19 protein-coding genes and 1 tRNA gene are annotated in these 22,129 nt (G+C 58.9%); 12 read left to right on the top strand and 8 right to left on the bottom strand.

Annotated elements, in window-relative coordinates:
* Positions 1 to 5 precede the first annotated feature (5 nt).
* The 3 genes from pgi (at position 6) to AC2FMY_RS16460 (ending at position 4,197) form a co-directional block, all read left to right on the top strand.
* Positions 6 to 1,616, top strand: a complete 1,611-nt coding sequence (pgi, locus tag AC2FMY_RS16470; RefSeq protein WP_496807734.1) for a glucose-6-phosphate isomerase — start codon at positions 6 to 8, stop codon at positions 1,614 to 1,616.
* A gap of 176 nt (positions 1,617 to 1,792) precedes the next feature.
* Positions 1,793 to 3,412 (top strand): long-chain-fatty-acid--CoA ligase, encoded by a 1,620-nt coding sequence (locus tag AC2FMY_RS16465; RefSeq protein ID WP_496807733.1) that lies wholly within the window; start codon positions 1,793 to 1,795, stop codon positions 3,410 to 3,412.
* Positions 3,413 to 3,474: 62 nt separating this feature from the next.
* Positions 3,475 to 4,197: an SDR family oxidoreductase gene (locus AC2FMY_RS16460; protein WP_496807732.1), complete on the top strand. Its 723-nt coding sequence runs from the start codon at positions 3,475 to 3,477 to the stop codon at positions 4,195 to 4,197.
* Positions 4,198 to 4,300: 103 nt separating this feature from the next.
* On the opposite strand, the gene AC2FMY_RS16455 is transcribed toward AC2FMY_RS16460, so the two are convergent.
* The 5 genes from AC2FMY_RS16455 to AC2FMY_RS16435 all read right to left on the bottom strand — a co-directional run bounded on the left by AC2FMY_RS16455 (position 4,301) and on the right by AC2FMY_RS16435 (position 8,526).
* Positions 4,301 to 5,032, bottom strand: a complete 732-nt coding sequence (locus AC2FMY_RS16455; protein ID WP_496807731.1) for a hypothetical protein — start codon at positions 5,030 to 5,032, stop codon at positions 4,301 to 4,303.
* Positions 5,033 to 5,707: 675 nt separating this feature from the next.
* Positions 5,708 to 5,781, bottom strand: a tRNA-Gly gene (locus tag AC2FMY_RS16450).
* 99 nt (positions 5,782 to 5,880) lie between these two features.
* Positions 5,881 to 6,678: a dimethylarginine dimethylaminohydrolase family protein gene (locus AC2FMY_RS16445; protein WP_496746051.1), complete on the bottom strand. Its 798-nt coding sequence runs from the start codon at positions 6,676 to 6,678 to the stop codon at positions 5,881 to 5,883.
* 17 nt (positions 6,679 to 6,695) lie between these two features.
* Entirely contained in the window at positions 6,696 to 7,883 is a 1,188-nt protein-coding gene (locus AC2FMY_RS16440) for a pyridoxal phosphate-dependent aminotransferase (RefSeq protein ID WP_496746053.1), read from the bottom strand.
* Between the two features lie 10 nt (positions 7,884 to 7,893).
* Positions 7,894 to 8,526: a TetR/AcrR family transcriptional regulator gene (locus AC2FMY_RS16435; protein WP_496746055.1), complete on the bottom strand. Its 633-nt coding sequence runs from the start codon at positions 8,524 to 8,526 to the stop codon at positions 7,894 to 7,896.
* 94 nt (positions 8,527 to 8,620) lie between these two features.
* On the opposite strand from AC2FMY_RS16435, the gene AC2FMY_RS16430 reads away from it, so the two are divergent.
* The 9 genes from AC2FMY_RS16430 (at position 8,621) to AC2FMY_RS16390 (ending at position 17,817) form a co-directional block, all read left to right on the top strand.
* The gene (locus AC2FMY_RS16430) at positions 8,621 to 9,418 is read left to right on the top strand and encodes an ABC transporter ATP-binding protein (protein WP_480749977.1); all 798 of its coding nucleotides are present in this window, start codon (positions 8,621 to 8,623) and stop codon (positions 9,416 to 9,418) included.
* 42 nt (positions 9,419 to 9,460) lie between these two features.
* Positions 9,461 to 10,225 carry a transporter substrate-binding domain-containing protein gene (locus tag AC2FMY_RS16425; RefSeq protein WP_496746056.1) on the top strand — a complete coding sequence of 255 codons (765 nt, stop codon included), beginning with the start codon at positions 9,461 to 9,463 and terminating at the stop codon, positions 10,223 to 10,225.
* Positions 10,226 to 10,234: 9 nt separating this feature from the next.
* Complete coding sequence (locus tag AC2FMY_RS16420; RefSeq protein WP_480749979.1) at positions 10,235 to 10,987, top strand: ABC transporter permease; 753 nt, start codon at positions 10,235 to 10,237, stop codon at positions 10,985 to 10,987.
* Entirely contained in the window at positions 10,984 to 11,754 is a 771-nt protein-coding gene (locus AC2FMY_RS16415) for an ABC transporter permease (protein WP_480749980.1), read from the top strand. The genes AC2FMY_RS16420 and AC2FMY_RS16415 overlap by 4 nt, the downstream gene beginning before the upstream one ends.
* Positions 11,755 to 11,960: 206 nt before the next feature.
* Entirely contained in the window at positions 11,961 to 12,950 is a 990-nt protein-coding gene (locus tag AC2FMY_RS16410; protein WP_496807730.1) for a BMP family protein, read from the top strand.
* 40 nt (positions 12,951 to 12,990) lie between these two features.
* Positions 12,991 to 14,508, top strand: coding sequence for an ABC transporter ATP-binding protein (locus AC2FMY_RS16405; RefSeq protein ID WP_496746060.1), 1,518 nt, complete (start codon positions 12,991 to 12,993; stop codon positions 14,506 to 14,508).
* Entirely contained in the window at positions 14,508 to 15,578 is a 1,071-nt protein-coding gene (locus tag AC2FMY_RS16400) for an ABC transporter permease (RefSeq protein ID WP_496746086.1), read from the top strand. The genes AC2FMY_RS16405 and AC2FMY_RS16400 overlap by 1 nt, the downstream gene beginning before the upstream one ends.
* Complete coding sequence (locus tag AC2FMY_RS16395) at positions 15,578 to 16,519, top strand: ABC transporter permease (RefSeq protein WP_496746088.1); 942 nt, start codon at positions 15,578 to 15,580, stop codon at positions 16,517 to 16,519. Before AC2FMY_RS16400 ends, AC2FMY_RS16395 begins: the two co-directional genes overlap by 1 nt.
* An 8-nt stretch (positions 16,520 to 16,527) precedes the next feature.
* A complete protein-coding gene (locus AC2FMY_RS16390) occupies positions 16,528 to 17,817 on the top strand; it encodes an amidohydrolase family protein (protein ID WP_496746062.1) in 1,290 nt (429 codons plus the stop codon).
* A gap of 69 nt (positions 17,818 to 17,886) precedes the next feature.
* Here the strand turns inward: AC2FMY_RS16390 and AC2FMY_RS16385 are convergent, their stop codons facing one another.
* The 3 genes from AC2FMY_RS16385 to AC2FMY_RS16375 all read right to left on the bottom strand — a co-directional run bounded on the left by AC2FMY_RS16385 (position 17,887) and on the right by AC2FMY_RS16375 (position 21,985).
* Positions 17,887 to 18,312, bottom strand: a complete 426-nt coding sequence (locus AC2FMY_RS16385) for a universal stress protein (protein WP_496746064.1) — start codon at positions 18,310 to 18,312, stop codon at positions 17,887 to 17,889.
* Positions 18,313 to 18,324: 12 nt separating this feature from the next.
* Positions 18,325 to 20,946, bottom strand: a complete 2,622-nt coding sequence (locus AC2FMY_RS16380; protein WP_496807729.1) for a TRAP transporter permease — start codon at positions 20,944 to 20,946, stop codon at positions 18,325 to 18,327.
* 79 nt (positions 20,947 to 21,025) lie between these two features.
* A complete protein-coding gene (locus AC2FMY_RS16375; protein WP_480749986.1) occupies positions 21,026 to 21,985 on the bottom strand; it encodes a TAXI family TRAP transporter solute-binding subunit in 960 nt (319 codons plus the stop codon).
* Positions 21,986 to 22,129: the final 144 nt, after the last annotated feature.

The raw sequence follows: 22,129 nt of genomic DNA, 5'->3' as shown, positions 1-22,129 counted from the left end.
CGGTGATGTTCGATGAATTGAAAGGTGTCGCCGCACATTCGCGGGACCGGAAAATCCTGGATCTGTTCGAGCACGATCCGAACCGTGCCGAACGGTTTTCCGTCGCTGCCGGCGATCTGTTGTTCGACTATTCCAAGACACAGATCAACGAGGATGTCCGAAAGCGTCTTTTGGCGCTGTGTGAAACGGTAAGACTGGCCGAGCGCCGCGAGGCGATGTTTTCGGGGGCAGCCATCAACGAAACCGAAGGCCGCGCGGTCTTGCACACGGCGTTGCGCAACCTCGACGGCGGCCCGGTCGTGGTGGATGGGCAGGACGTGATGCCGGATGTTCTGGAAACCCTGCAGCGCATGCGGGTGTTTGCCGAAAAGATACGTGGCGGCGCGTTGCGAGGGGCGGGGGGCAGTTTCACCGACGTCGTGAACATCGGCATCGGCGGGTCGGATCTTGGGCCGGTCATGGCGACGGCGGCCCTGTCTGTGTATCATGACGGGCCGAGGATGCATTTCGTGTCGAATGTGGATGGCGCGCATATCGCGGATACGCTGCGCCCGTTGGATCCCGCGCGCACATTGGTGATCGTGGCGTCGAAGACCTTTACGACCATCGAGACCATGACGAATGCCCGTACGGCACGGGCCTGGATGACGGAAGGCGGCGGCGATCCGGCCCTGCAGTTTGCGGCCGTTTCCTCCGCTGCGGATCGGACCGGAGCCTTTGGCATTCCGTCCGGGCAGGTATTCGGTTTCGCGGATTGGGTTGGCGGGCGATACTCGGTCTGGGGGCCTATCGGTCTTCCGGTGTTGATTGCCGTCGGATCCCAGGCGTTCGACACCTTTTTGCGCGGGGCCCAGGCGATGGACCTGCATTTCCGATCGGCGGACTGGCACGAGAACATGCCGGTGATGCTGGCCCTGGCCGGCGTTTGGCATCGTCAGGTTCTGGGTCACCCCAGCCGTGCGGTTCTGCCCTATGATCAGAGGCTTTTGCGTCTGCCGGCCTATCTGCAGCAGTTGGAGATGGAATCGAACGGAAAGTCCGTCGCCATGGACGGTACCGCCTTGCCGTTCCCGTCGGGGCCGATTGTATGGGGAGAGCCGGGTACGAACGGCCAGCACGCGTTTTACCAGTTGATCCATCAGGGCACGGACGTGATCCCCTGCGAATTCATGGTCGCGGCCGAGGGGCATGAACCGGAACTGAGACATCATCACAGGCTGTTGCTGGCCAACTGCCTGGCGCAATCCGAAGCATTGATGCGTGGTCGTTCGCTGGAGGAGGCGCGGTCGAGGATGGCGGAAACGGGGTTGACCGGGGCGGAACTGGAACGTCAGGCGCGGCATCGCGTTTTTTCTGGCAACCGCCCCTCGACAACTTTGATGTATCCAAAGCTGACACCCTATGTCCTGGGCCAGATCATCGCTCTTTATGAACACCGCGTCTTTGTCGAGGGTATCATTCTCGGGATCAACTCCTTTGATCAATGGGGTGTCGAGTTGGGCAAGGAGTTGGCCACATCGCTGGGGCCGATCGTCGATGGTGAGGCTGCCGCCGATGGCAAGGATGGCTCGACCGCGGCGCTGGTTGCCTATGCACTTCGGCACCGGAGGGACTGAGGCGGCGGGAGCGACCGGGCTGGCTGATCCAATCTAAGCGGTTGTCTTGGCATCGATTGATTGGCACTGTTCCACGCAGGAGGGCGTGTGCCCCGGTGTGTCTTGCCGGGACCACGGGACAGGGATGTCAGGCAGGGGCGGAGTGAATACCGCCCTGCCGAAGGGGAGGATTTTGCATGCTTGGACAGATGATGACGCAGCCGTTGCTGATCTCGTCCTTGATCGATCACGCGGAACGATATCACGGGACGACCGAGATCTGGTCTGTCGAGACCACGGGCGGTGTCACGCAGTCAAGTTGGGGTGAGGTTGCTGTCAACGCCCATCGTCTGGGGTCGGCCCTGACGCGTCTTGGGCTGGAACCGCAGGACAGGGTGGCCACGATCGCCTGGAACAATCGCCGCCATCTGGAGGCCTATTTCGCGGCGTCCAGCGCAGGGTTTGTCTGTCACACGATCAATCCCCGCCTGTTCCCCGAGCAGCTGGTGTACATCATCAACCATGCCGAAGACCGCGTGGTATTCTTTGATGCGACCTTTGTACCGCTCATCGCGGCGCTGCACGACAAGCTGACCGAAGTGCGCCATTTCATACTGATGGGGCCGCGCGACCAGAACGCCGCCGATCAGATACCGGGGCTTTTGTTTTATGACGAGTTCATCGAAACCGGGGATGCCGGTTTCGAATGGCCCAGTTTTGATGAAAACACCGCGTCAAGCCTTTGTTATACATCGGGAACCACCGGGCATCCGAAAGGTGTCTTGTATTCCCATCGGTCAACCGTGCTGCACAGCTTTGCGTCGAACACTCGGGATGTGATCGGATACTCGGCGATGGACACGGTGCTGCCCGTGGTGCCGATGTTCCACGTAAATGCCTGGGGGTCGCCTTATGCCTGCGCGATGTCCGGTTCGCGCATGGTTCTGCCGGGGCCGAACCTGACCGGTGAGGCGCTTGTCGAATTGATCGATACATATGAGGTGACAACCTCGCTGGGCGTGCCGACGATCTGGCAGGGATTGCTGGCCGCTGCCGCGAAATCGGGCAGCAGGCTGGGCAGCCTGAAAAGAACCATCATTGGCGGGTCGGCTTGCCCGCCGTCGATGATTGCGACATTCCGGGACCAATACGGGGTGGATACGGTTCACGCCTGGGGCATGACCGAAATGAGCCCGCTGGGAAGCGCCAACATACCGCTGGCCAAGCACCGGGATCTGCCGATCGACGAACAATACCGGCTGCGCGAAAGCCAGGGGCGCCCGCCATTCGGGGTCGATCTGAAGATCGTCGATGATGACGGCAATGACCTTGCGCATGACGGTGTGACACAGGGCGACCTTATGGTGCGCGGGCACTGGGTGCTGGACAGCTATTTCCACATGGAAGATCAGGAAATTCTGCAGGATGGCTGGTTTGCCACCGGAGATGTGGCGACAATCGACGCAGACGGGTACATGACCATTCGCGACCGGTCGAAGGACATCATCAAATCCGGCGGGGAATGGATCAGTTCGGTGGAGCTGGAAAATATCGCCGTGGCCCATCCCAAGCTTGCCACTGCGGCGGTTGTTGGTGTGAAACACCCGAAATGGGACGAACGCCCGCTGTTGGTCGCGGTGAAAGCCGAAGGCGAAGACCCGACCGAGCAAGAGCTTTTGGCCTATTTCGAAGGCAAGATCGCCAGTTGGCAGATTCCGGACAAGGCGGTGTTTGTCGATGCCTTGCCGCTGAATGCCACCGGCAAGGTTCTGAAACGCAAGCTCCGCGATGAATTCGGAGATGTTTTGTTGCGGTAGACAGCCTGTGTCACGCGGTGGCTGTCAGGCCGTGACCAGATGGAGCGGTGAATATGGAAACCGTGGGAAAAACAGCAGTTGTAACAGGGGCCGGACGCGGCATCGGTCGCAGTCTTGTGCAGGCTTTGTCAAAAGCCGGCATGAACCTTGTTCTGGTCGGACATAACGGTGCGGCCCTTGAAGAGACCGCATCCGGTCTTGCAGGCAAATCCATTTGCGTCGTCGCGGATGTTTCAAAGCTGGAAGATGTTCAGCGTGCAGCAGACGAGACGATACGCGCGTTTGGTGCTGTTCATTTGCTTTGCAACAACGCTGGTGTGGGACCGTTCGCGTCTGTGCAAGAAACGACGATGGCGGAATGGGAGTGGGTTCTGTCCGTCAATTTGTGGGGTGTTATTAACGGGATACAGGTTTTCCTGCCAGTGTTCGAGGCCCAGAACGAAGGCCACATTCTTGCAACTGCATCCGAGTCGGGATTGTATGGCGTGCCGTTTCTGGCGGCGTATAACACATCAAAGTTTGCCGTTGTCGGCCTGATGCAGTCTTTGGAAAGAGATTTGCGGGCGTCCGGTTCGAAGGTCACTTCGTCGGTTCTGTGTCCCGGTGCGACACGCTCTCATATTTTGGCCGGAGAACGCCCGGACTACACGCACAGGCCTGCTCCGGTTTCAGAGAAAACCAGTGCATTCAGGGAAATGGTGGGTGAAGCGATTGAGGCTGGAATCCCTGACGACGGACACCTAGATGCCGTAGGGAGCGGTTCAACCAGAGATCGCTTCACATAACACCGGATCGTGACGTTGATGATTTGTTGCCGCGGCGACGAACATCCATGGGTTGCGAAATTCCGGACGCTGCGACGAACTGACAGCGCCCAGCGGCATTGAGTTATTCCAACGCCGCCTGACATTGGTTTTGGAACACTGTCTGGGCGTCAAAGTCAAAAAAATGATAGTGCATTTTCATCATCAACTTCAAATCCTCACTTAACTTAGGGATACCACCTGTGTAATCTAGAGAATATTTATCAAAAACTGAGCCATAACCTTCCGGATCACCTGTAAGACCTGTCGAATTGAAAACCTCCTCCAGAACGCATCTTGGAATTCGTTTTTTTGGCACATCTGGCCCTACAGCCAAGAGAGCAAGTGTGATGTCTTTGTTCTTGAAGTAGACCCTAGCAAAGCACCAATCAGTTTTACTGCTCATTACGTCGTACCGTTCTAGAGGGTAAAATGCCCCCGTTCGGCGAATGTAACGGTCAACTTGGTCATCCAGAAAAAAAACAACCATGTTGCCAAACGAATCTTGGGGATTACCCGAAGCGTCAAACGGCAACTGAGTGTTCAGTTCTAAACCAGTAGCTTCACTAAAATCTTCACCAAACACCTGCAACGTATCATCGATATCTTGCAGAATCGGGGTGTTCAGAATTTCTCCTAAAAAGAGCGTAGCGCGAATGTTTTCCTGCCACTTCCCGGGATCGGAGCTACACTCGTTACCTCGGCCGCTTTTGATGCAAGCTTCAGCAGTTGCCCGCATATAGTCATAGTCCGCTCGAAAATCTGGACGCTCCAGTATTTCGCATTCAGACTTGGAAAAAGAAAATGAGCCAGCCATTGCGGGAAGAAGGTTAATCGCTGTAGACGCAACGAAAACCCGTACGATACTTTGAAGCTTCATTGTATTTGTAGATCGGCTAAGGAACACTATTGACTTAATCCCTCGAAATCTGCGCCTGGCATTAAAACACCAGATCGCATGTTAGTGACCTCTCACGTTAGACAAACCCAACTTGTGCTCGGACGCAATCCTATACCACTCGGGTTTAGAGTTCTCCGTCCTTTCTCAACCAAGACACTGTGACGAAAAACTCGGATGAAACTTAAAGAATGTCTGGTGTGTCAAAGCAACACTAAGGCGTATCCATGATTCTATGGGCCCGGACGCAGTGGCCGAATGTGTTCTCGATGGAATGAGACGGAAACATTTCTGGCATTTTTCACATGATCACGTCCCGCAAACGGCATTCAAGCAAGCCCAGGACATGGTGGAAAGTCGTCAATTGTCCGAGCTGTAGAATGAGAGTGAACAGGCCCCGGAACGTGAGGCCATGCTGACAGGTTCAAGATGGATGCCGTTTCGGTTTTCAGGTTTTGGGAAATGTCTGGGGCTCAGGCTCTGCAATACACCCAGACGTTGCCGGTTTTTCCATGTCAGCTTAATTGCCTCAGCGGCTCCGTATTAAGAGTGGGCGATAGTGCGTTGAAAGTAGAGAGAAATATCAAGGAGCCTTGGAGCGGGTAACGGGAATCGAACCCGTAACTTAAGCTTGGGAAGCTCGCGTGATACCTTTTCACCATACCCGCGCTCTGTGATTTCGAGATATTCAATCGGCGGTGGTCCGTCAAGCGGTGGAACGCAGGGTGCGGCGGTTCCTTTTGTGCCGGGAGGTGCGCCCGGTGTGGTTACCCGGGTCTGGCCGAAAATCTCAGCGACAGGCAGGACATGCCGCCGTCAAGCCGGGCGCAATCACGGTTGTCGATCTCGACCACCTCAAAGCCTTGGCGGTCCAGCATCTCGGCGGTGCGGGGAAAGCCTGCGGGGAAGAGGACCAGATTGTTGAAACGGATCGCATTGGCCGCGGCTTCTTCGCCGTCGGCGGTATGAAGAACCCGGTACCCGTCGAAACAGCCCGATGCGTCCAGCCGCCGTGTCGAAAGCACGGTTTCCGCATCCATCAGCGAGCAATCGGTCTTGAAATGCAAGACACCTTTTGGCGTAAACACTTCGCGCAGGCTGTGCCCCCAGCCGGACACGATGTCGCGCAGTTCCCGAACCCCGGCTTCGTCGGTGCGGGCGGACCGGCCAACCAGAATCTCGCGGCCGGTTACGAGAATGTCGCCGCCTTCGATGAATCCGGGCCCTTTGATCTCGTGGATGTCGTCAAAGCATTCGGTCAGGGCAGGGGCCATTTCGGCAACTTCCCCCAGACGGGAGGGGGCGCCGGGACGCATCAGGACCGCGCCTTGCGGAAGGCACAGGGCCGTGTCCTCGACAAACACCGAGTCGGGGAATGCATCCAGTGGCTCCAGCTCGATCACCGTCGCGCCGGTGCTTTTCAGGGCGGTCACATAGGTGGCGTGTGCCGCCAGCATCGATGCGAGGTCCGGTGTGCCGGTGTCTTCGGCCCTGAGACCGTTGACGACGCTTGCGGACGGGCGGCGGGTGATTGCATGGGTGAATTCGAAGGAAGGGTTGTTCATCATCTGTGTTCCGTGGGTCATGCGGCGTCGCGCCCCAGTTTTTTGGCGTAGGCGATCATGCGGTCGATTGCCGTGGTGAATGTGTCGTCATCGATGGTCAGGGCAACCCTGATCCAGCCGTCGAGCGATGCGCCGAAAGAGGAGCCGGGCATCACGGCAACGCCTGCCTTGTCCAGCAGGTCAAGGGCAAAGGTTTTCCCGTCCAGTCCGGTCGCGGCCACGTTGACCATCGCGAACATTCCGGCCTGCGGTTCATGAACGATCAGGCTGGTATCATGGTTCAGACGATCTGCCAGCAGGGCGGCGCGCGCTGCGAACCGCTCGCGCATGCCGGAGGCGACAGCTGAGCCTTCGCGGACGGCCAGTTCGGTCATATCGGCAATGAACGGCTGGTTTCCGAACAGAATGGTTTCCGAGACCGGCAGCAGCGCGTCGCAGAACGCCGCCGGCGCCACGCACCAGCCGCTGCGAAACCCGGGTGCGGCGTGGGATTTGGATATCGATGACACGGCAATGACCCGGTCGGCCAGGTCCGGCGAGGACAGCGGCGAAACAAAAGCCTGCCCCGGAAAGACGAGGTCCTGGTAGACTTCGTCGGAAATCAGCCACAGGTCGTGCTTTTTTGCCAGATCACCTATGGCGCTGATGTCGGAGGCGGTCAGAATTGCGCCTGTCGGATTGTGGGGCGTGGTCAGCAGAATGGCGCGGGTGCGCGGCGTGATACGCGCAGCGATGTCTTTGGCCTGCATCCGAAAGCCGGTTTCGGCTTGCAGCGGAACGGCAACCATGTCCGCGCCCGTGGCGCGGATCACGGCCTCATACGTGGCATACATCGGGTCGCCGACCAGAACTTCGTCCCCGTGTTCGGCGACGCCCATCAGCACGGCAAAAAGCGCGGTCTGGGTTCCCGGAAAGCACAGGATGTTCTCGGGGCTGAAAGGGCGGGCGTGCGTTTGGCTGTACCTTTCGGCCAAGGCCCGGCGCAGTCCGGCCTCGCCGCGGCCATCGGAATAGCCGGTTCTTCCGCGGCGCATGGCGCGGTCTGCGGCATCGATCAATGCGGTGGGCGTCGGAACATCCGGTTCACCGATGGTCATTTCGATGACATCCAGCCCCTGATCACGCATCTCGCGGGCTTTTTGATGGACGTCCCATTTGGCGCCACCGAGCCCTGCCAGACGCGTTGTAATTGCAGCGGTTTTCATTGTCGTACTTTCATTGTTCAAGCTTCAACCCGATAATGGCGCCGACCGATTCAAGGCCGATACCGACCAGTTCCTCGGTGTCGAAAATGTCGGGCAGTGCGCCGCCCTCCATCCACAGCCCGTCGATGACCGCGTTGCAGGCCGTCGCGAGGTGGTGCAGCCGCCTTGGCGTTTCGTTCCGACCGTTTTCCCTGAGCGCGGCACAAATCAGATCTTCGAGGCGGTTTCGGAACTTGTCATAGGTGCGTTCGTGCGTGGCCTTCATCTGCGCGTCGTTTTTCACCTTGTTGAGAAAGCTGGCCCACAAGGCGATCGAACGCGGGTCGACCACAGGCGGGCTGAGCGCGGCGCGAACGAATATCGCCAGACGGTCTGTTGCGGACCCGCTGAATTCGGCGGCCGGGGCGAAGGTGAGATCCGTCATCCGATCCATATGGTGCCCGTAGGCGGCAACGATCAGGTCATCCTTTGATGAAAAGTAATGCCGGATCAGGCCTTGCGTGACATCGCCCCGTTCCGCGATTTCGCGCACCGTCGCACCCCTGACGCCGTTTTCCGCCACAAGTTCGAGCGCGGCCTCGATCAACGCAATCTTGCGTTGCTCGGGCGTTTCACGCGTAAACTTTCGGCGTTCTTCGGGCATGCGCTGTTCCGTCTTGATGACCGACGTAATTATACGCTTGCATAATTACTGGTGTTGCGGCTTACTACAAGCGGAAAAGCGGGGAAGCCGTACCATGCCAGAAACCTTGGCCGTTGACAGGGCAGCGATTGCCGAGACCTCGGAAGAGGCCATTCGTGTCGATGATTTGCACAAATCTTTCGGCAGTCTCGAGGTTCTGAAAGGCGTTTCCCTGACCGCCAACAAGGGCGACGTGGTGGCCATTATCGGCGGCAGCGGGTCGGGGAAGTCGACCATGCTGAGATGTATCAACTTTCTGGAAACGCCGTCATCGGGAACAATCGTCATCGGGGGCGAAACCGTCGAGATGCGCGCCGATGGCAGCCCGGCGAACAGGCGTCAGATCGAGCGTATCCGGACGCGGCTTGCGATGGTGTTTCAGCAATTCAATCTTTGGACGCACCGGACACTGTTGGAAAACGTGATCGAAGTGCCGGTCCATGTCTTGAAAGTACCGCGGGCCGAGGCGACACGACGCGCGCACGAGCTGTTGGAGCGGGTTGGCCTGGGCGACAAGGCGGATGTTTTCCCCTCGTTCCTGTCGGGCGGACAGCAGCAACGCGCCGCGATTGCCCGCGCGCTGGCCGTCGATCCCAGCGTGATGTTGTTCGACGAGCCGACCTCTGCGCTAGATCCCGAACTGGTCGGAGAAGTGCTGACGGTGATCAGGGATCTGGCCGCCGAGGGCCGCACGATGCTTTTGGTGACGCACGAGATGAAGTTCGCGCGCGAGGTCGCCGATCATGTGGTCTATCTTTATCAGGGCCGCATCGAGGAGCAGGGACCGCCTGCCGAGGTGTTCGGCAACCCAAAATCGGACCGTCTGAAACAGTTTCTGAAATCAGTGCATTGACTGAAAAAAATGGGCCGCAGGCCTGACAACAGGGAGACCACAATGAAAACCAGACTTATGCTTGCCGCCGCGGCACTTGCTGTCGCAACAGGGGCCGCTTCTGCCGAACAGGTCAAGATCGGCGTTGCGGCGGAACCTTATCCGCCCTTCGCCTCGCTGGATTCCTCTGGCAACTGGGTCGGGTGGGAGATCGACGTGATCAACGCCGTCTGCACGGCAGCTGAACTTGATTGCGTCATCACGCCCGTTGCCTGGGATGGCATCATCCCGTCGCTGACCGGCCAGCAGATCGACGCCATCATGGCTTCGATGTCGATCACCGAAGAGCGGATGAAAACCATCGATTTCTCCGACCCCTATTACAACACGCCGGCGGTCATCGTTGCGGACAAGGCGTTGGACATTCAGCCGACGCCGGAGTCTTTGGCTGGGAAAATCGTCGGGATTCAGGCGTCGACCATCCACCAGGCCTATGCCCAGGAGTATTTCAAGGACTCCGAGCTGCGCGTCTATCAGACACAGGACGAGGCCAATCAGGATCTGGTTGCAGGTCGTATCGATGCCACCCAGGCTGACAGCATCGCAATGGCGGATTTCGTGGGAACCGATGCGGGCGGGTGCTGTGAGATCAAGGGTGCGGTTGCCAATGACGAGAGCATTCTCGGCAAGGGTGTTGGTGCGGGTGTGCGCAAAGGCGACGACGCGTTGCGCGAATCCTTGAACAAGGGGATTGCGGCAATCCTGGCCGACGGCACTCATGACAAGATCACCGGGAACTATTTCACGACCAGTATCTACAGCAACTAAGGGTCGGTCTTGGAAACGATCCTGGCATCGCTTGGTCTGGCGGAGAGCGCGCAACTGTTGTCGCTGTCTCCGCCGGGCTGGGGTGCGAACCTGTTGCGCGGTCTCGCCAATTCGCTGCAGATCGCTTTCGGGGCCTATGGCCTGGGTCTGGTGATCGGACTGTTCGGGGCTTATGGAAAACTATATGGCGGGCCGGTCCTGCGGGATCTGCTCGCCATCTATACGACGGTGATCCGGGCGGTTCCGGAACTGGTTCTGATCCTGATCCTCTATTACGTCGGTTCGGACCTGATCAACAAGGCGGCCGCGATGATGGGCTATGGCCGGGTCGAGATCAGCGGCGTGCTGGCCGGTATCTGGGTGCTGGGCATTGTTCAGGGCGCATATTCCACCGAGGTTTTGCGTGGGGCCATTAAGGCGGTTCCGCCGGGACAGATCGAGGCGGCCAGGTCGTTTGGCATGCCCGCATTCATGATCATGAGGCGCGTGACGATTCCGGCGATGATGTCCTTTGCCACGCCGGGGTTGGCGAACCTGTGGCTTATTGCGACCAAGGATACCGCGCTTTTGGCGATTGTCGGGTTTTCCGAGCTTACCCTGGAGACACGGCAGGCGGCCAGCAGCACACGCGCCTATTTCACCTTTTTCATGGCGGCAGGGGCACTGTATCTGACGATCACCCTGTGTTCGGGTGCGGTGTTCGGCTGGGTTGAGAAATGGGCGCGGCGTGGTCAGCCCTCACTGAAAGGCGGCGCAAAATGATCGACCTGCGCGCGCTGCTGCAACCGCACCGTTTGGTTCTTATGGGTCTTTTTGCGCTGTTCGTGCTGTGGTGCGCCCTGACGTTGCGGTGGGATTGGATTCCGAAATACATGCCGCTGGCGCTTGAGGGGCTTTGGCGCACGATCTGGATTTTGGTGGTGACGACGGTGCTGGGGTTCTTGCTTGCGGTGCCGCTGGGTTTGGCGCAGGCCATTGGCCCGTGGTATCTGGCCGCGCCTGCACGGATCTTTTGCACGATTATCCGGGGTACGCCGCTGCTGTTGCAAATCTGGCTGCTGTACTATGGGCTTGGCTCGCTGTTTCCCCAGTATCCCTGGATCAGGGGGAGCGAGCTGTGGCCATATCTGCGTCAGGCCTGGCCCTATGCGGTTCTGGCGCTGACCCTGTCCTATGCCGGATACGAGGGAGAGGTCATGCGCGGCGCTTTCGCCGGGGTCGGCAAGGGTCAGTTGGAGGCCGCCAAGTCCTTTGGGATGCCTCGATTTACCATGTTCCGCCGTATCTGGCTGCCGCTGGCGGTCAGAAACGTCTTGCCGACGCTGGGCGGTGAAACGATCCTGCAGCTCAAGGCGACGCCGCTGGTTGCCACGATTACCGTGATCGAAATCTATGCGGTTTCCTCGCGCGTGCGGGCGGATACGTTCATCGTCTATGAACCGCTTTTGTTGCTGGCGGCGGTTTACATGGTCATTGCGGGCATCATCGCGTTGTTCTTCCGGTGGCTTGAAGCAAGGGTGCCGACCTGAAGCCGGGGAAGGTGGGCCAATTGTCTGCCGCGACAATGCCGGACCGCCTTTTCAGGCGGTCTGCAAAATCTCAGTTGGATCGGATAGCCAGGCAGCAGGAGGCGAAGGGTTTTCGCTGTCCTCATCGTTTTCGTGGAGGCACGCCACCGAAAATAATTGATTATTTGGTCAAAAAATGCACGCTTATCAAAAAACAGGAGAGGAAAATGAGAATACGTAAAGTCACTCGAAGGGTGATGCTTGCAGCGTTTGTTGCCGCCTCGACCCTCCTAACCGCCGGAACCGCAGTCGCCGACAAAGTGAAGGTGGCCGCAATCTATACGCTTCCCGTGGAACAGCAGTGGATCAGCCGCATACACAAGGCATTGAACACTGCGGCCGAACGCGGGGACATCGAATATGTGTTTTCGGAAAACGTCGCAAATACGGATTATGAAAGGGTCATGCGCGAGTATGCCGAGCAGGGGCAGCAACTGATCGTTGGTGAAGTCTTTGGTCTGGAACGCGCCGCGCGGAAGGTGGCGAAGGACTATCCCGACACCGCGTTCCTGATGGGGTCTTCCTTTGGTCCGGTTGCTCCGAACTTTTCTGTCTTTGACAACTGGATTCACGAACCATCCTATCTGACCGGCATGGTTGCCGGTTCCGCAACGGAAAGCAATGTCATCGGTATGGTCGGGGGTTATGCCATTCCCGAAGTGAACCGATTGATGCATGCGTTCATGGAAGGCGCGCGGGAAACCAACCCGGACGTCAAGTTCATCGTGAATTTCATAGACAGCTGGTACGACCCGCCCAAGGCCAAGGAAAGCGCTTTTGCGATGATGGATGCAGGGGCCGACATCATGTATGCCGAACGCTTTGGCGTGTCGGACGCTGCGGTCGAACGCGGGGTCAAGGCGGTCGGAAACGTGATCGACACCTCGCAGGATTATCCGGGGACGATCATGGCCTCGGCGCTCTGGCACATGGAGCCCACCATTGACAAAGCGATTGCCAACGTATCCGCCGGATCGTTCGAAGCTGCTGATTATGGCCAGTTCAGCTTTATGGCCTATGGCGGCGGTTCGCTGGTGTTGGATGAAAACCTGGTCTCGGGAGACGTGATCGATGCCGTGAACGCGCGCGAAACCGAGATCCTGGACGGGCTGTTCCGTGTCAACGTGAACGATGCCCGCCCGGTTTCCGACAACTGATTTCATGGGGGCCGGCGAAACCGCCGGCCCTTGTTTTCCAATGACAGAGACCACGGTTCTCAGGCTTGCCGGGCTGTGCAAGCGGTTCGGCCCGGTAGTGGCCAACGATGATGTCAGCCTGACCTTGAAGCGCGGCGAGGTGCTGGCGCTTCTGGGGGAAAACGGCGCGGGCAAAACCACGCTGATGAACATGCTGTTCGGACATTACCTGCCGGACGCGGGCACGGTTGAAGTGGCAGACAGCGGCGGAACGCTGCGCGCTCTGCCGCTTGGTCACCCGCAGGCCGCGCTTGAGGCGGGTGTCGGCATGGTGCATCAGCATTTCACTCTGGCCGAAAACATAAACGCCCTGGACAATATCACGCTGGGGTCGGAACCCTTGCTCAGATTGCGCCGGAACCGGCAAGCCGCGCGCCGGAAAATCGAAGACATCATAACGCAAAGTGGTCTCAGCGCGCCTTTGGATGTGCCCGTTGGTCGCCTTTCCGTGGGCGAGCGGCAAAGGGTCGAGATACTCAAGGCGCTCTATCGGGATGCGCGCATTCTGGTTCTGGACGAACCCACCGCCGTGCTGACCCCACAGGAAGCGGATGCGCTTTTCGAAAATATCAAGCTGATGACCAAGGAAGGTCTGGCCGTCATTTTCATCAGCCACAAGCTGCGGGAAGTGCTGTCTTTTTCTGACAGGATTGCGGTCCTGCGACATGGGCGGAAAGTCGGGGAAATGGCCACATCCGAGGCGGACGAAAAGGCCATTGCGGGCATGATGGTTGGTGCCGATACACCGAAGGTCGCCCGGGTGCAGATGGCTCCCGGCGCGCCTGTCCTGTCGATCGAGGGCGTTTCGGTCGCGGGCCGTTCGCAACGCGACACGTTGAAAAATGCGACTCTGACCGTGCATGCGCACGAAATCCTTGGCATTGCTGGTATTTCGGGAAACGGTCAGGGCGCGCTGGCCAATGTGATCTCGGGCCTTGTCCGGCCAATAGAAGGCTCCATTCGCGTGAACGGGGAAGAGATTGCCAAACCCAGCCCTGCCGTCATGATACGGTCCGGCGTCGGGCGCATTCCCGAAGACCGCCATCACGAAGGGATCGTGGGGGCGATGACGGTGGCGGAAAATCTGGTGATCGAACGGCTGGACGATCCCGAAATTCAATCTGGTGGTCTTTTGCGCAAGGACACAATTCGGGGAAATGCCGAGAAGCTGTCCAAAGCCTATGACGTGCGCGGTCCGGGGGTCGATGTCGCGTCACGCCTGCTGTCCGGCGGCAACATCCAGAAACTGATCCTGGCGCGCGTCTTTGATCGAGCACCGCGTCTGATCCTTGCCAATCAGCCGACGCGTGGCCTTGATATGGGGGCTGCGGCCGAAGTCGGGCGACGGCTTTTGGAGGCCCGCGAACGCGGTGCGGGTGTCGTGCTGATATCTGAGGATCTGGACGAAATTCTGGGCCTTGCGGATCGCATCATGGTTATCCGTGACGGAACCCTTGTGACTGCCGCCAGCCATGACCGGGAAAGGATTGGTCTGATGATGGCAGGAGAGACGGCATGATACGGATCGAGCCACGGGAAAACCCGTCCCGCTTGTATGCGGTGGGTATTCCGATCTTGTCGGCGGCGGTGTCATTGGCTTTCGCGGCGATCCCCTTGATGGCTGCGGGCGCCAATCCGATCGTCGCTTATGGGGAAATGATCAAGGGCGTCTTTGGATCAGTCTTTGCGATTTCCGAGGTGCTGACACGCGCCACGCCTTTGATTTTCACCGGCTTGGCGGCGGCACTCGCCTTTCGCGCAAAACTCTGGAATATCGGGGCCGAGGGGCAGCTTTACCTTGGCGCCATGGCGGCTGTCGCCATCGGATCGGGGGCAGTCGATCTTCCCGGTGTCTTTCTTGTACCGCTGATCATTGTATTGGGCGCAGCTGCGGGAGCGGTCGGCATGGCCGGGCCGACCTTTCTGAAGGTGCGTTTCGGGGCAGATGAGGTTGTGACGACCCTGCTGTTGAATTTCATCATTCTGATCTTTCTTCAGATGATGCTGGAAGGCCCATTGCAGGACCCGATGGGGCTTGGCTGGCCGCAATCGGCACCGGTGCTGGATCAGGGCATGCTGCCGCCGCTGGTGGATCGCATGCGGGTTCATTCCGGGCTGTTGCTGGCACTGGTGCTGGCGGCCATCGCGCAATTCATGCTGGCGCGTTCGGTTTGGGGGTTCAAGCTTCGGGCTGTCGGCGAGAATGCCGCCGCCGCCCGGCATGCCGGCATCAACGTGAACCGCTCGCTGTTTGGCGTTGCGGTCATTTCCGGCGGATTGGCCGGGTTGGCCGGCGTCAGCGAGGTTGCCGGTCTGAAAGGGTATGTGACGTCCGATCTGTCTCCGGGCTTTGGGTATACCGGTATCGTGGTCGCCATGCTGGCGGGGCTGTCGCCTGCGGGCGTGGTGGTTGCGGCCATTTTCATCGCTTCGGTTTTCGTTGGAGCGGATTCCATGAGCCGCGCGTTGGGTGTGTCGTCCTTTCTTGCCGATCTCGTGGTGTCGGTCGCACTGTTGTGTGTTCTTGTCGGAGGCTTCATCGCCAGATACCGGGTCGTTCGCACCCATTCCGGGAGCGCGCGGACATGATGGATCTTCTGACCATTCTTGTGAGCGAAAGCTTCTGGGCGGCGTCGCTGCGGATTGCCACGCCGCTGATCTTTGGTGTTCTGGGGGCGTTGATCTGCGAACGCTCTGGCGTTCTCAACCTCGGGATCGAGGGTATTTTCGTGATCGGCGCCATGAGTGGCTGGATGGCCGTGTGGTTGGGGGCGGGGTTGTGGGGGGGCGTTCTGGTGGCCGCGCTGGCAGGCGCTTTCTTTGGCCTGATGCACGCGATACTGACCGTTCCCCTGGGGTTGTCACAGCACGTCTCGGGCCTTGGGATTACGCTGTTTGCCACGTCGGTCAGTTACTTTTCCTATCGCACGGCATTGCCGAATGTTTCTTCTCCTCCGAGGATCGAGCCTTTCCGGGCCATCGAGCTGCCTGTCCTGTCAGACCTGCCATTCATCGGGCCGGTTCTGTTTCAGCAGACCGCATTGACCTGGCTTGCGCTTTTGATGGTGGCGGTTGTTTGGTACGTCATGAACCGCACGGCCCTGGGGGTCGCCATTCAGGCGGTCGGAGACAACCCCGACAGCGTCGATGCGCAGGGGTTGTCCGTCTATGGGCTGAGGATCGGGGCCATTGTTGCGGGGTCCGCGCTGATGGCGCTTGGCGGCGCATTCCTGACGATGAGCGCGTTTGACGCCTTTTTCTTTGGCATGGTCAACGGGCGCGGCTGGGTTTGCATCGCGCTGGTTATCTTTGCAAGCTGGCGACCGGGAAAGGCGCTGTTTGGCGCATTGCTGTTCGGGGCGTTCGATGCATTGCAGGTGCGTTTGCAAACGGAAATGGGCGCCCTGGTGCCCGGCCAGGTTTTCCTGATGGCCCCATATATCCTGTCAATCATCGCGCTTGTGATTGCCGCTCGCTCGGCGGACTATCCCCGCGCGTTGTTGACCCCGTGGTTCAAGGGGCAGAGGTAGGAGATGAGATGTTCGACCTGATTGTCAGAAATGCCACCCTCACAGATGGCCGCAAGGGTCTGGATATCGGGTGCAAGGGCGGCAGGATCACCGCGGTTGAACCCGGCATCGCCGCAGAGGCGCGAGAGGAGATCGATGCAGGCGGGTACCTGGTGTCGCCGCCCTTTGTTGATCCTCATTTCCATATGGACGCGACATTGTCGCTGGGCACTCCGCGCATGAACATGTCCGGCACGTTGCTGGAGGGCATCGCGCTTTGGGGTGAGCTGAAACCGATTCAATCGGTCGATGACATCATCGAACGTGCGTTGCGCTATTGTGATCTGGCCATATCGAAGGGCATCGGCGCAATCCGCAGCCACGTGGACACTTGCGACGACGAACTGAAAGGGGTTCAGGCCCTATTGGAGGTGCGTGAGAGGGTCAAGGATTACCTTGATCTGCAGCTGGTCGCGTTCCCTCAGGACGGCGTTCTGCGTGATCCGACCGCGATGCGGAACACGGTGCGGGCGCTGGACATGGGCGTGGACGTCGTGGGGGGCATCCCTCATTTCGAACGCACGATGTCGGATGGGGCTGAGTCGGTGCGGCTGCTATGCGAGATCGCGGCAGAGCGCGGGTTGATGGTCGACATGCATTGCGATGAAAGTGACGATCCTCTCAGCCGACATGTCGAAACCCTGGCTTTCGAGACCCAGCGGCTTGGCCTGCAGGGTCGGGTCGCCGGATCGCACCTGACGTCGATGCATTCGATGGACAACTATTATGTCTCGAAGCTGATCCCCCTGATGGCCGAAGCGCAGGTTCACGCCATCCCGAACCCGTTGATCAACATCATGCTTCAGGGCCGGCACGACACTTATCCCAAGCGCAGGGGGCAGACCCGGGTTCGTGAGCTGCGCGACGCCGGAATAGTCGTTGGATTTGGGTCGGATTGCATGATGGATCCCTGGTATTCGCTGGGCAAGGCCGACATGCTGGATGTGGCCATGATGGGGCTTCACGTCGGCCAGCTTTCCAGTCGAGCGGATATGGATTGGTGCTTTGATGCGGTGACGGAAAACCCCGCCAAAATACTGGGATTGGACAGGTACGGTGTTGCCGAAGGGTGCAGGGCGAATTTCGTCCTGTTGCAGGCGGCAGACAAGATCGAAGCGATACGGCTGCGCGCGCACCGTCTGGTGGTGGTCCGAAGCGGAAAAGTCATCGCCAGATCCGAGCCGATCATGTCTACGCTGGAAACAGGCACAACGCGCAGAACAATAAACGAAGCCATGGTGTCGAGTGCAGTGCGTTAGACCGCCCATCGAATTCGCATTGATTGGGCGCCGGTTTTTTCGGCGAACGCGCGGCCGTCAGGGCGGATATCACCGAACGACGAACACGGATTGTCGCGCATGTCGGGCCACGCGGGCGGAATTCGGGCCTATCAGATAGTCCTGCAATTCCGGCCGGTGCGCGCCGACAAAGATCGCATCGGCACCCAATTGATCGGCGACCTTGATGATCTGGTCATAGATCGTGCCATGCGAGATATGCAGCCGCGCATCGATATCGGGTGGGATTGCATCCCTGGCCCAGGTTTCGAGTTCGGATTTGGCCTGATCTGCAATCTTTTTCGAATGATCCGGTCCAAGCATTGCGCCCACGATCGCCATGCCGCTGTCGGGAATGACGTTCAGCACATGCAAGGTCGCTTTCTCGGCACGCGCCATGTTGACTGCGGCTTGTGTGCTGCGCGCCGCTCCAAGAGGGTCGCTGATGTCGACGGCTATCAGTAGGGTCTTGAACATGGCCATACTCCCTCAGAATGCGGGTTGCGTGGCGCGAGGCCGCTGAATCATGACGATGCCCGCCAGCAACAGCAGGGCAGGGATGAAGAAGATTTCTTTCGGCATTCGGTCGTTTTCTATCTCGGCCTTTACCAGATGAACCGGGGTATCGCCGTAAAAGTCATAATCGATACTGAGCGATCCAAAGGGCCCGCCAAACGGTTCCTCCATTTCCAAGGTGTCACCGCTTTCGATGAAGGACAGGCCCTGAGCCGAGAGTGCGGCCTCGGCATCGCCGGCAACGGCCGGGATCACGATCGTGGTCGGGCGAATTTCGGCGTTGTCGAAATCCGGGCCTGCAATTGTTATGCGGATGTCCTTGCCGTCATCGGCATCGGCCATCAGCGCAATGGCTGCGGGTCCATCGGCGCTTGCATAAGGTTCGCTGACCTGATCCAGGAAGAACCCGGGCCGGAACAGCAGGAAGGCGATGAACAGCAACACCACGCTTTCCCATGCCCTTGATTTGGCCACGAAATAACCCTGCGTGGCCGCAGCAAACAGCAACATCGCAAGAAGGGCCACGAAAAAGACCAGCACCGCCTTGGCGAGACCCACGTCGATCAGCAACAGATCGGTGTTGAAAATGAAGAGGAACGGCAAAAGCGCTGTCCGGATGTCATAGGCAAAGCCCTGAATGCCCGTCTTGATCGGATCGCCCCGCGATATGGCCGCCGCCGCATATGCCGCAAGGCCGACCGGCGGCGTGTCATCGGCGAGGATGCCGAAATAGAAGACGAACATATGAACGGCAATCAGCGGCACGATCAGGCCGGACTGCGCCCCCACCGACACGATGACCGGAGCCATCAGAGACGAGACAACGATGTAATTGGCCGTTGTCGGAAGCCCCATGCCGAGGATCAGCGACAGAACGGCGACCAGAACGAGCAATATCATCAGGTTGCCGCCCGAGATGACCTCGATCACCTGACCTATGACCTGATGCGCGCCTGTCAGGGAGATGGTTCCGACAATAATACCGGCCGCACCCGTTGCCACGCCAATCCCGATCATGTTGCGCGCGCCGAGGATCAGACCCTGAACAAAGTCATTCCAGCCGTGCAGGGTTTCACCGGCGAAATCCTGGCCCCTGAAAAACGCTTTGATCGGGCGGTGAGTCAGGGCGATGATGATCATGAAGACAGTGGCCCAGAAGGCGGACAGGGCGGGCGAAAGCCGCTCCAGGCTGTCGGTGCGCACCATGAGATTCCAGATCAGGATGAAGATCGGCAGCGCGAAATAGGCTCCGCCAATCAGCGTCGGTGTCAGTCGTGGCGCCGCCGGGACCGGGGCGTTCGGGTCGTCGATTTCGATGTCCGGATAACGGGAGGAAATGTAGACGAGAATCAGATAGAGACCCGCGACGATGGCTACGGCGCCATAGACGCTTTCGGTCATGACCGGATCGAGCAGGGCGCGCAAACCGATCATCAGGAAGGTGCAGAGGCCCAGGAAAATGAAACCGGACAGGAACAGGATCAGGATCATCAGGACGCCGATCTTGCGACCTTCCTTTTTCAGGCCTTCCAGCCCCATCTTCAGGCTTTCAAGGTGCACGATGTAGAGCAGGGCGATATAGCTGATGACCGCCGGCAGAAAGGCGTGTTTGACCACATCGATATAGGGAATGTTGACATATTCCACCATCAGGAAGGCCGCGGCCCCCATAACCGGCGGGGTCAGCTGACCGTTGGTGGATGACGCCACCTCGACCGCGCCGGCCTTTTCGGCGGGAAAGCCGATCCGTTTCATCAGGGGGATAGTAAACGTCCCGGTGGTGACCGTGTTGGCGATGGATGAGCCCGAGATCATGCCGGTCATCATCGAGGACAGCACCGAAGCCTTGGCTGGTCCGCCCCTTAGGGCGCCCAGCATGGCGATGGCGACCTTGATGAACCAGTTGCCGCCACCCGCCCGATCCAGCAAAGCGCCGAACAGGACGAACAGGAAAATCATCGTGGTCGAGACGCCGAGCGCCACCCCGAAAACCCCCTCGGTCTGCATCCAGTAATGGCCCAGGGCCTTGGACAGTGATGCGCCGCCGTAATTGGTGATGTTGCGGGCCCATTCCGAATATCCGCCGAAAAAGGCAAACAGGATGAAACAGCTGGCGATGACGACCAGCGGCAATCCGAGCGAGCGATAGACGGCCACCATCAGAACGAACATCCCGGTGGCTGAAACCGCGATGTCGGTGGGGGTCCAAAGGCCGGGGCGGTCGGCGATCTGGAACCGGAAGATCACCAGATACAGACAAGCGCCCACGCCGAGGATCAGCAAGACCCAGTCATAGACGGGTATGCGGTCGCGCGGAGAGGTCTTGAAAAGCGGAAAAGCAAGCGTCGCCAGCATGATGGCAAAGGCCAGGTGCACAAAGCGGGCCTGTGCGACGATATTGGCGAAAATCCCGATGCCGGTCGATTGGGCGATGATGCCGGGTATTTTTGACGCGATGTAAAGCTGGAAAAGGGACCACACGATACAGGTTCCGATGATCAACCGGCCCTGCCAGCCCACCGGGTTTCTTGCCCCGGTGTCGGCCTCGGCAACCATGTCGTCAGCGCTGCGTTCGGGTTGGGTCTGGTCAGTCATGTCGTCCCCCTGTCCACGGCGTTTCGCCAATGGGTATGCGCCCGCTGCCGGGCGCATCCGATGTGCTGGAAGTTGACGCTTATTGCATCAGACCGAGTTCTTTATAGGCGCGTTCCGCCCCCGGGTGCAGGGGTGCGCTGAGACCGTCACTGACCATTTCCGCGGGGTCAAGATTTTCAAAGGCCGGGTGCAGCTGACGGAAATCGTCAATATTCTCCATCACCGATTTTGCCACGACATACACCACGTCATCCGACACATCGGCCGAGGTCACGAATGTTGCGCCAACACCAAAAGTAGTCGTTTCCTGATCGTTTCCGGCGTACATGCCACCGGGGATCGTCGCGACACGATAATAGGGATTGTCGCCCACCAGCTTGTCGATCGGCTCGCCCGTGACGCTGACCAGTTTCACGTCGCAGGTTGTGGTGGCTTCCTTGATGGCCGCCGCCGGGTGCCCGATGGTATAGATCATCGCGTCGATATTGCCGTCGCAGATTTCCTTGGCCATTTCCGATCCTTTGTATTCCGTGGCCAAAGCAAAATCATCCATTCCCATGCCAAATGCATTCATCACGACTTCCATCGTGGCGCGCTGACCGGAACCGGGGTTGCCGACATTGACGCGCTTGCCTTTCAGGCCTTCGAAACTGTCGATGCCGCTGTCGGCGCGCACCAGAAGGGTGAAGGGTTCGGGATGAACCGAAAAGACGGCGCGAATGCCCGGAAACGCGGCATCGCCTTCGAATTTCGAGGTGCCGTTAAAGGCGTGGTATTGCCAGTCGGACTGGGCGACGCCGAACTCAAGCTCGCCGGCCTTGATGGTGTTGATGTTATAGACCGAGCCACCGGTGGATTCGACGGCGCAGCGGATGCCGTGCTCTTTGCGCGACTTGTTCACCAGACGGCAGATTGCGCCGCCTGTTGGATAGTAGACGCCTGTCACACCTCCGGTTCCGATCGAGATGAACTCCTGCGCCGAAGCTGCACCGGCGGACATGCCCAGAACGGCCGCGGCTCCAAGTACGAGGTTTTTCATTTTACACACTCCCTGACTTAAATTTCTTGTTATTTGCCGGAATTGATGGCCCTGACAGTAGAGCCTCTATGGCACGATCTGGCAAGGTTTCAGCGCAACTTGCCGTCACGTCAGTGTTTTTTGCTTGCCGGATATGGAATGTGA

This window comes from Ruegeria sp. YKSE079 (assembly GCF_059612845.1).
This window is presented reverse-complemented; position numbering and strand designations above follow the sequence as displayed.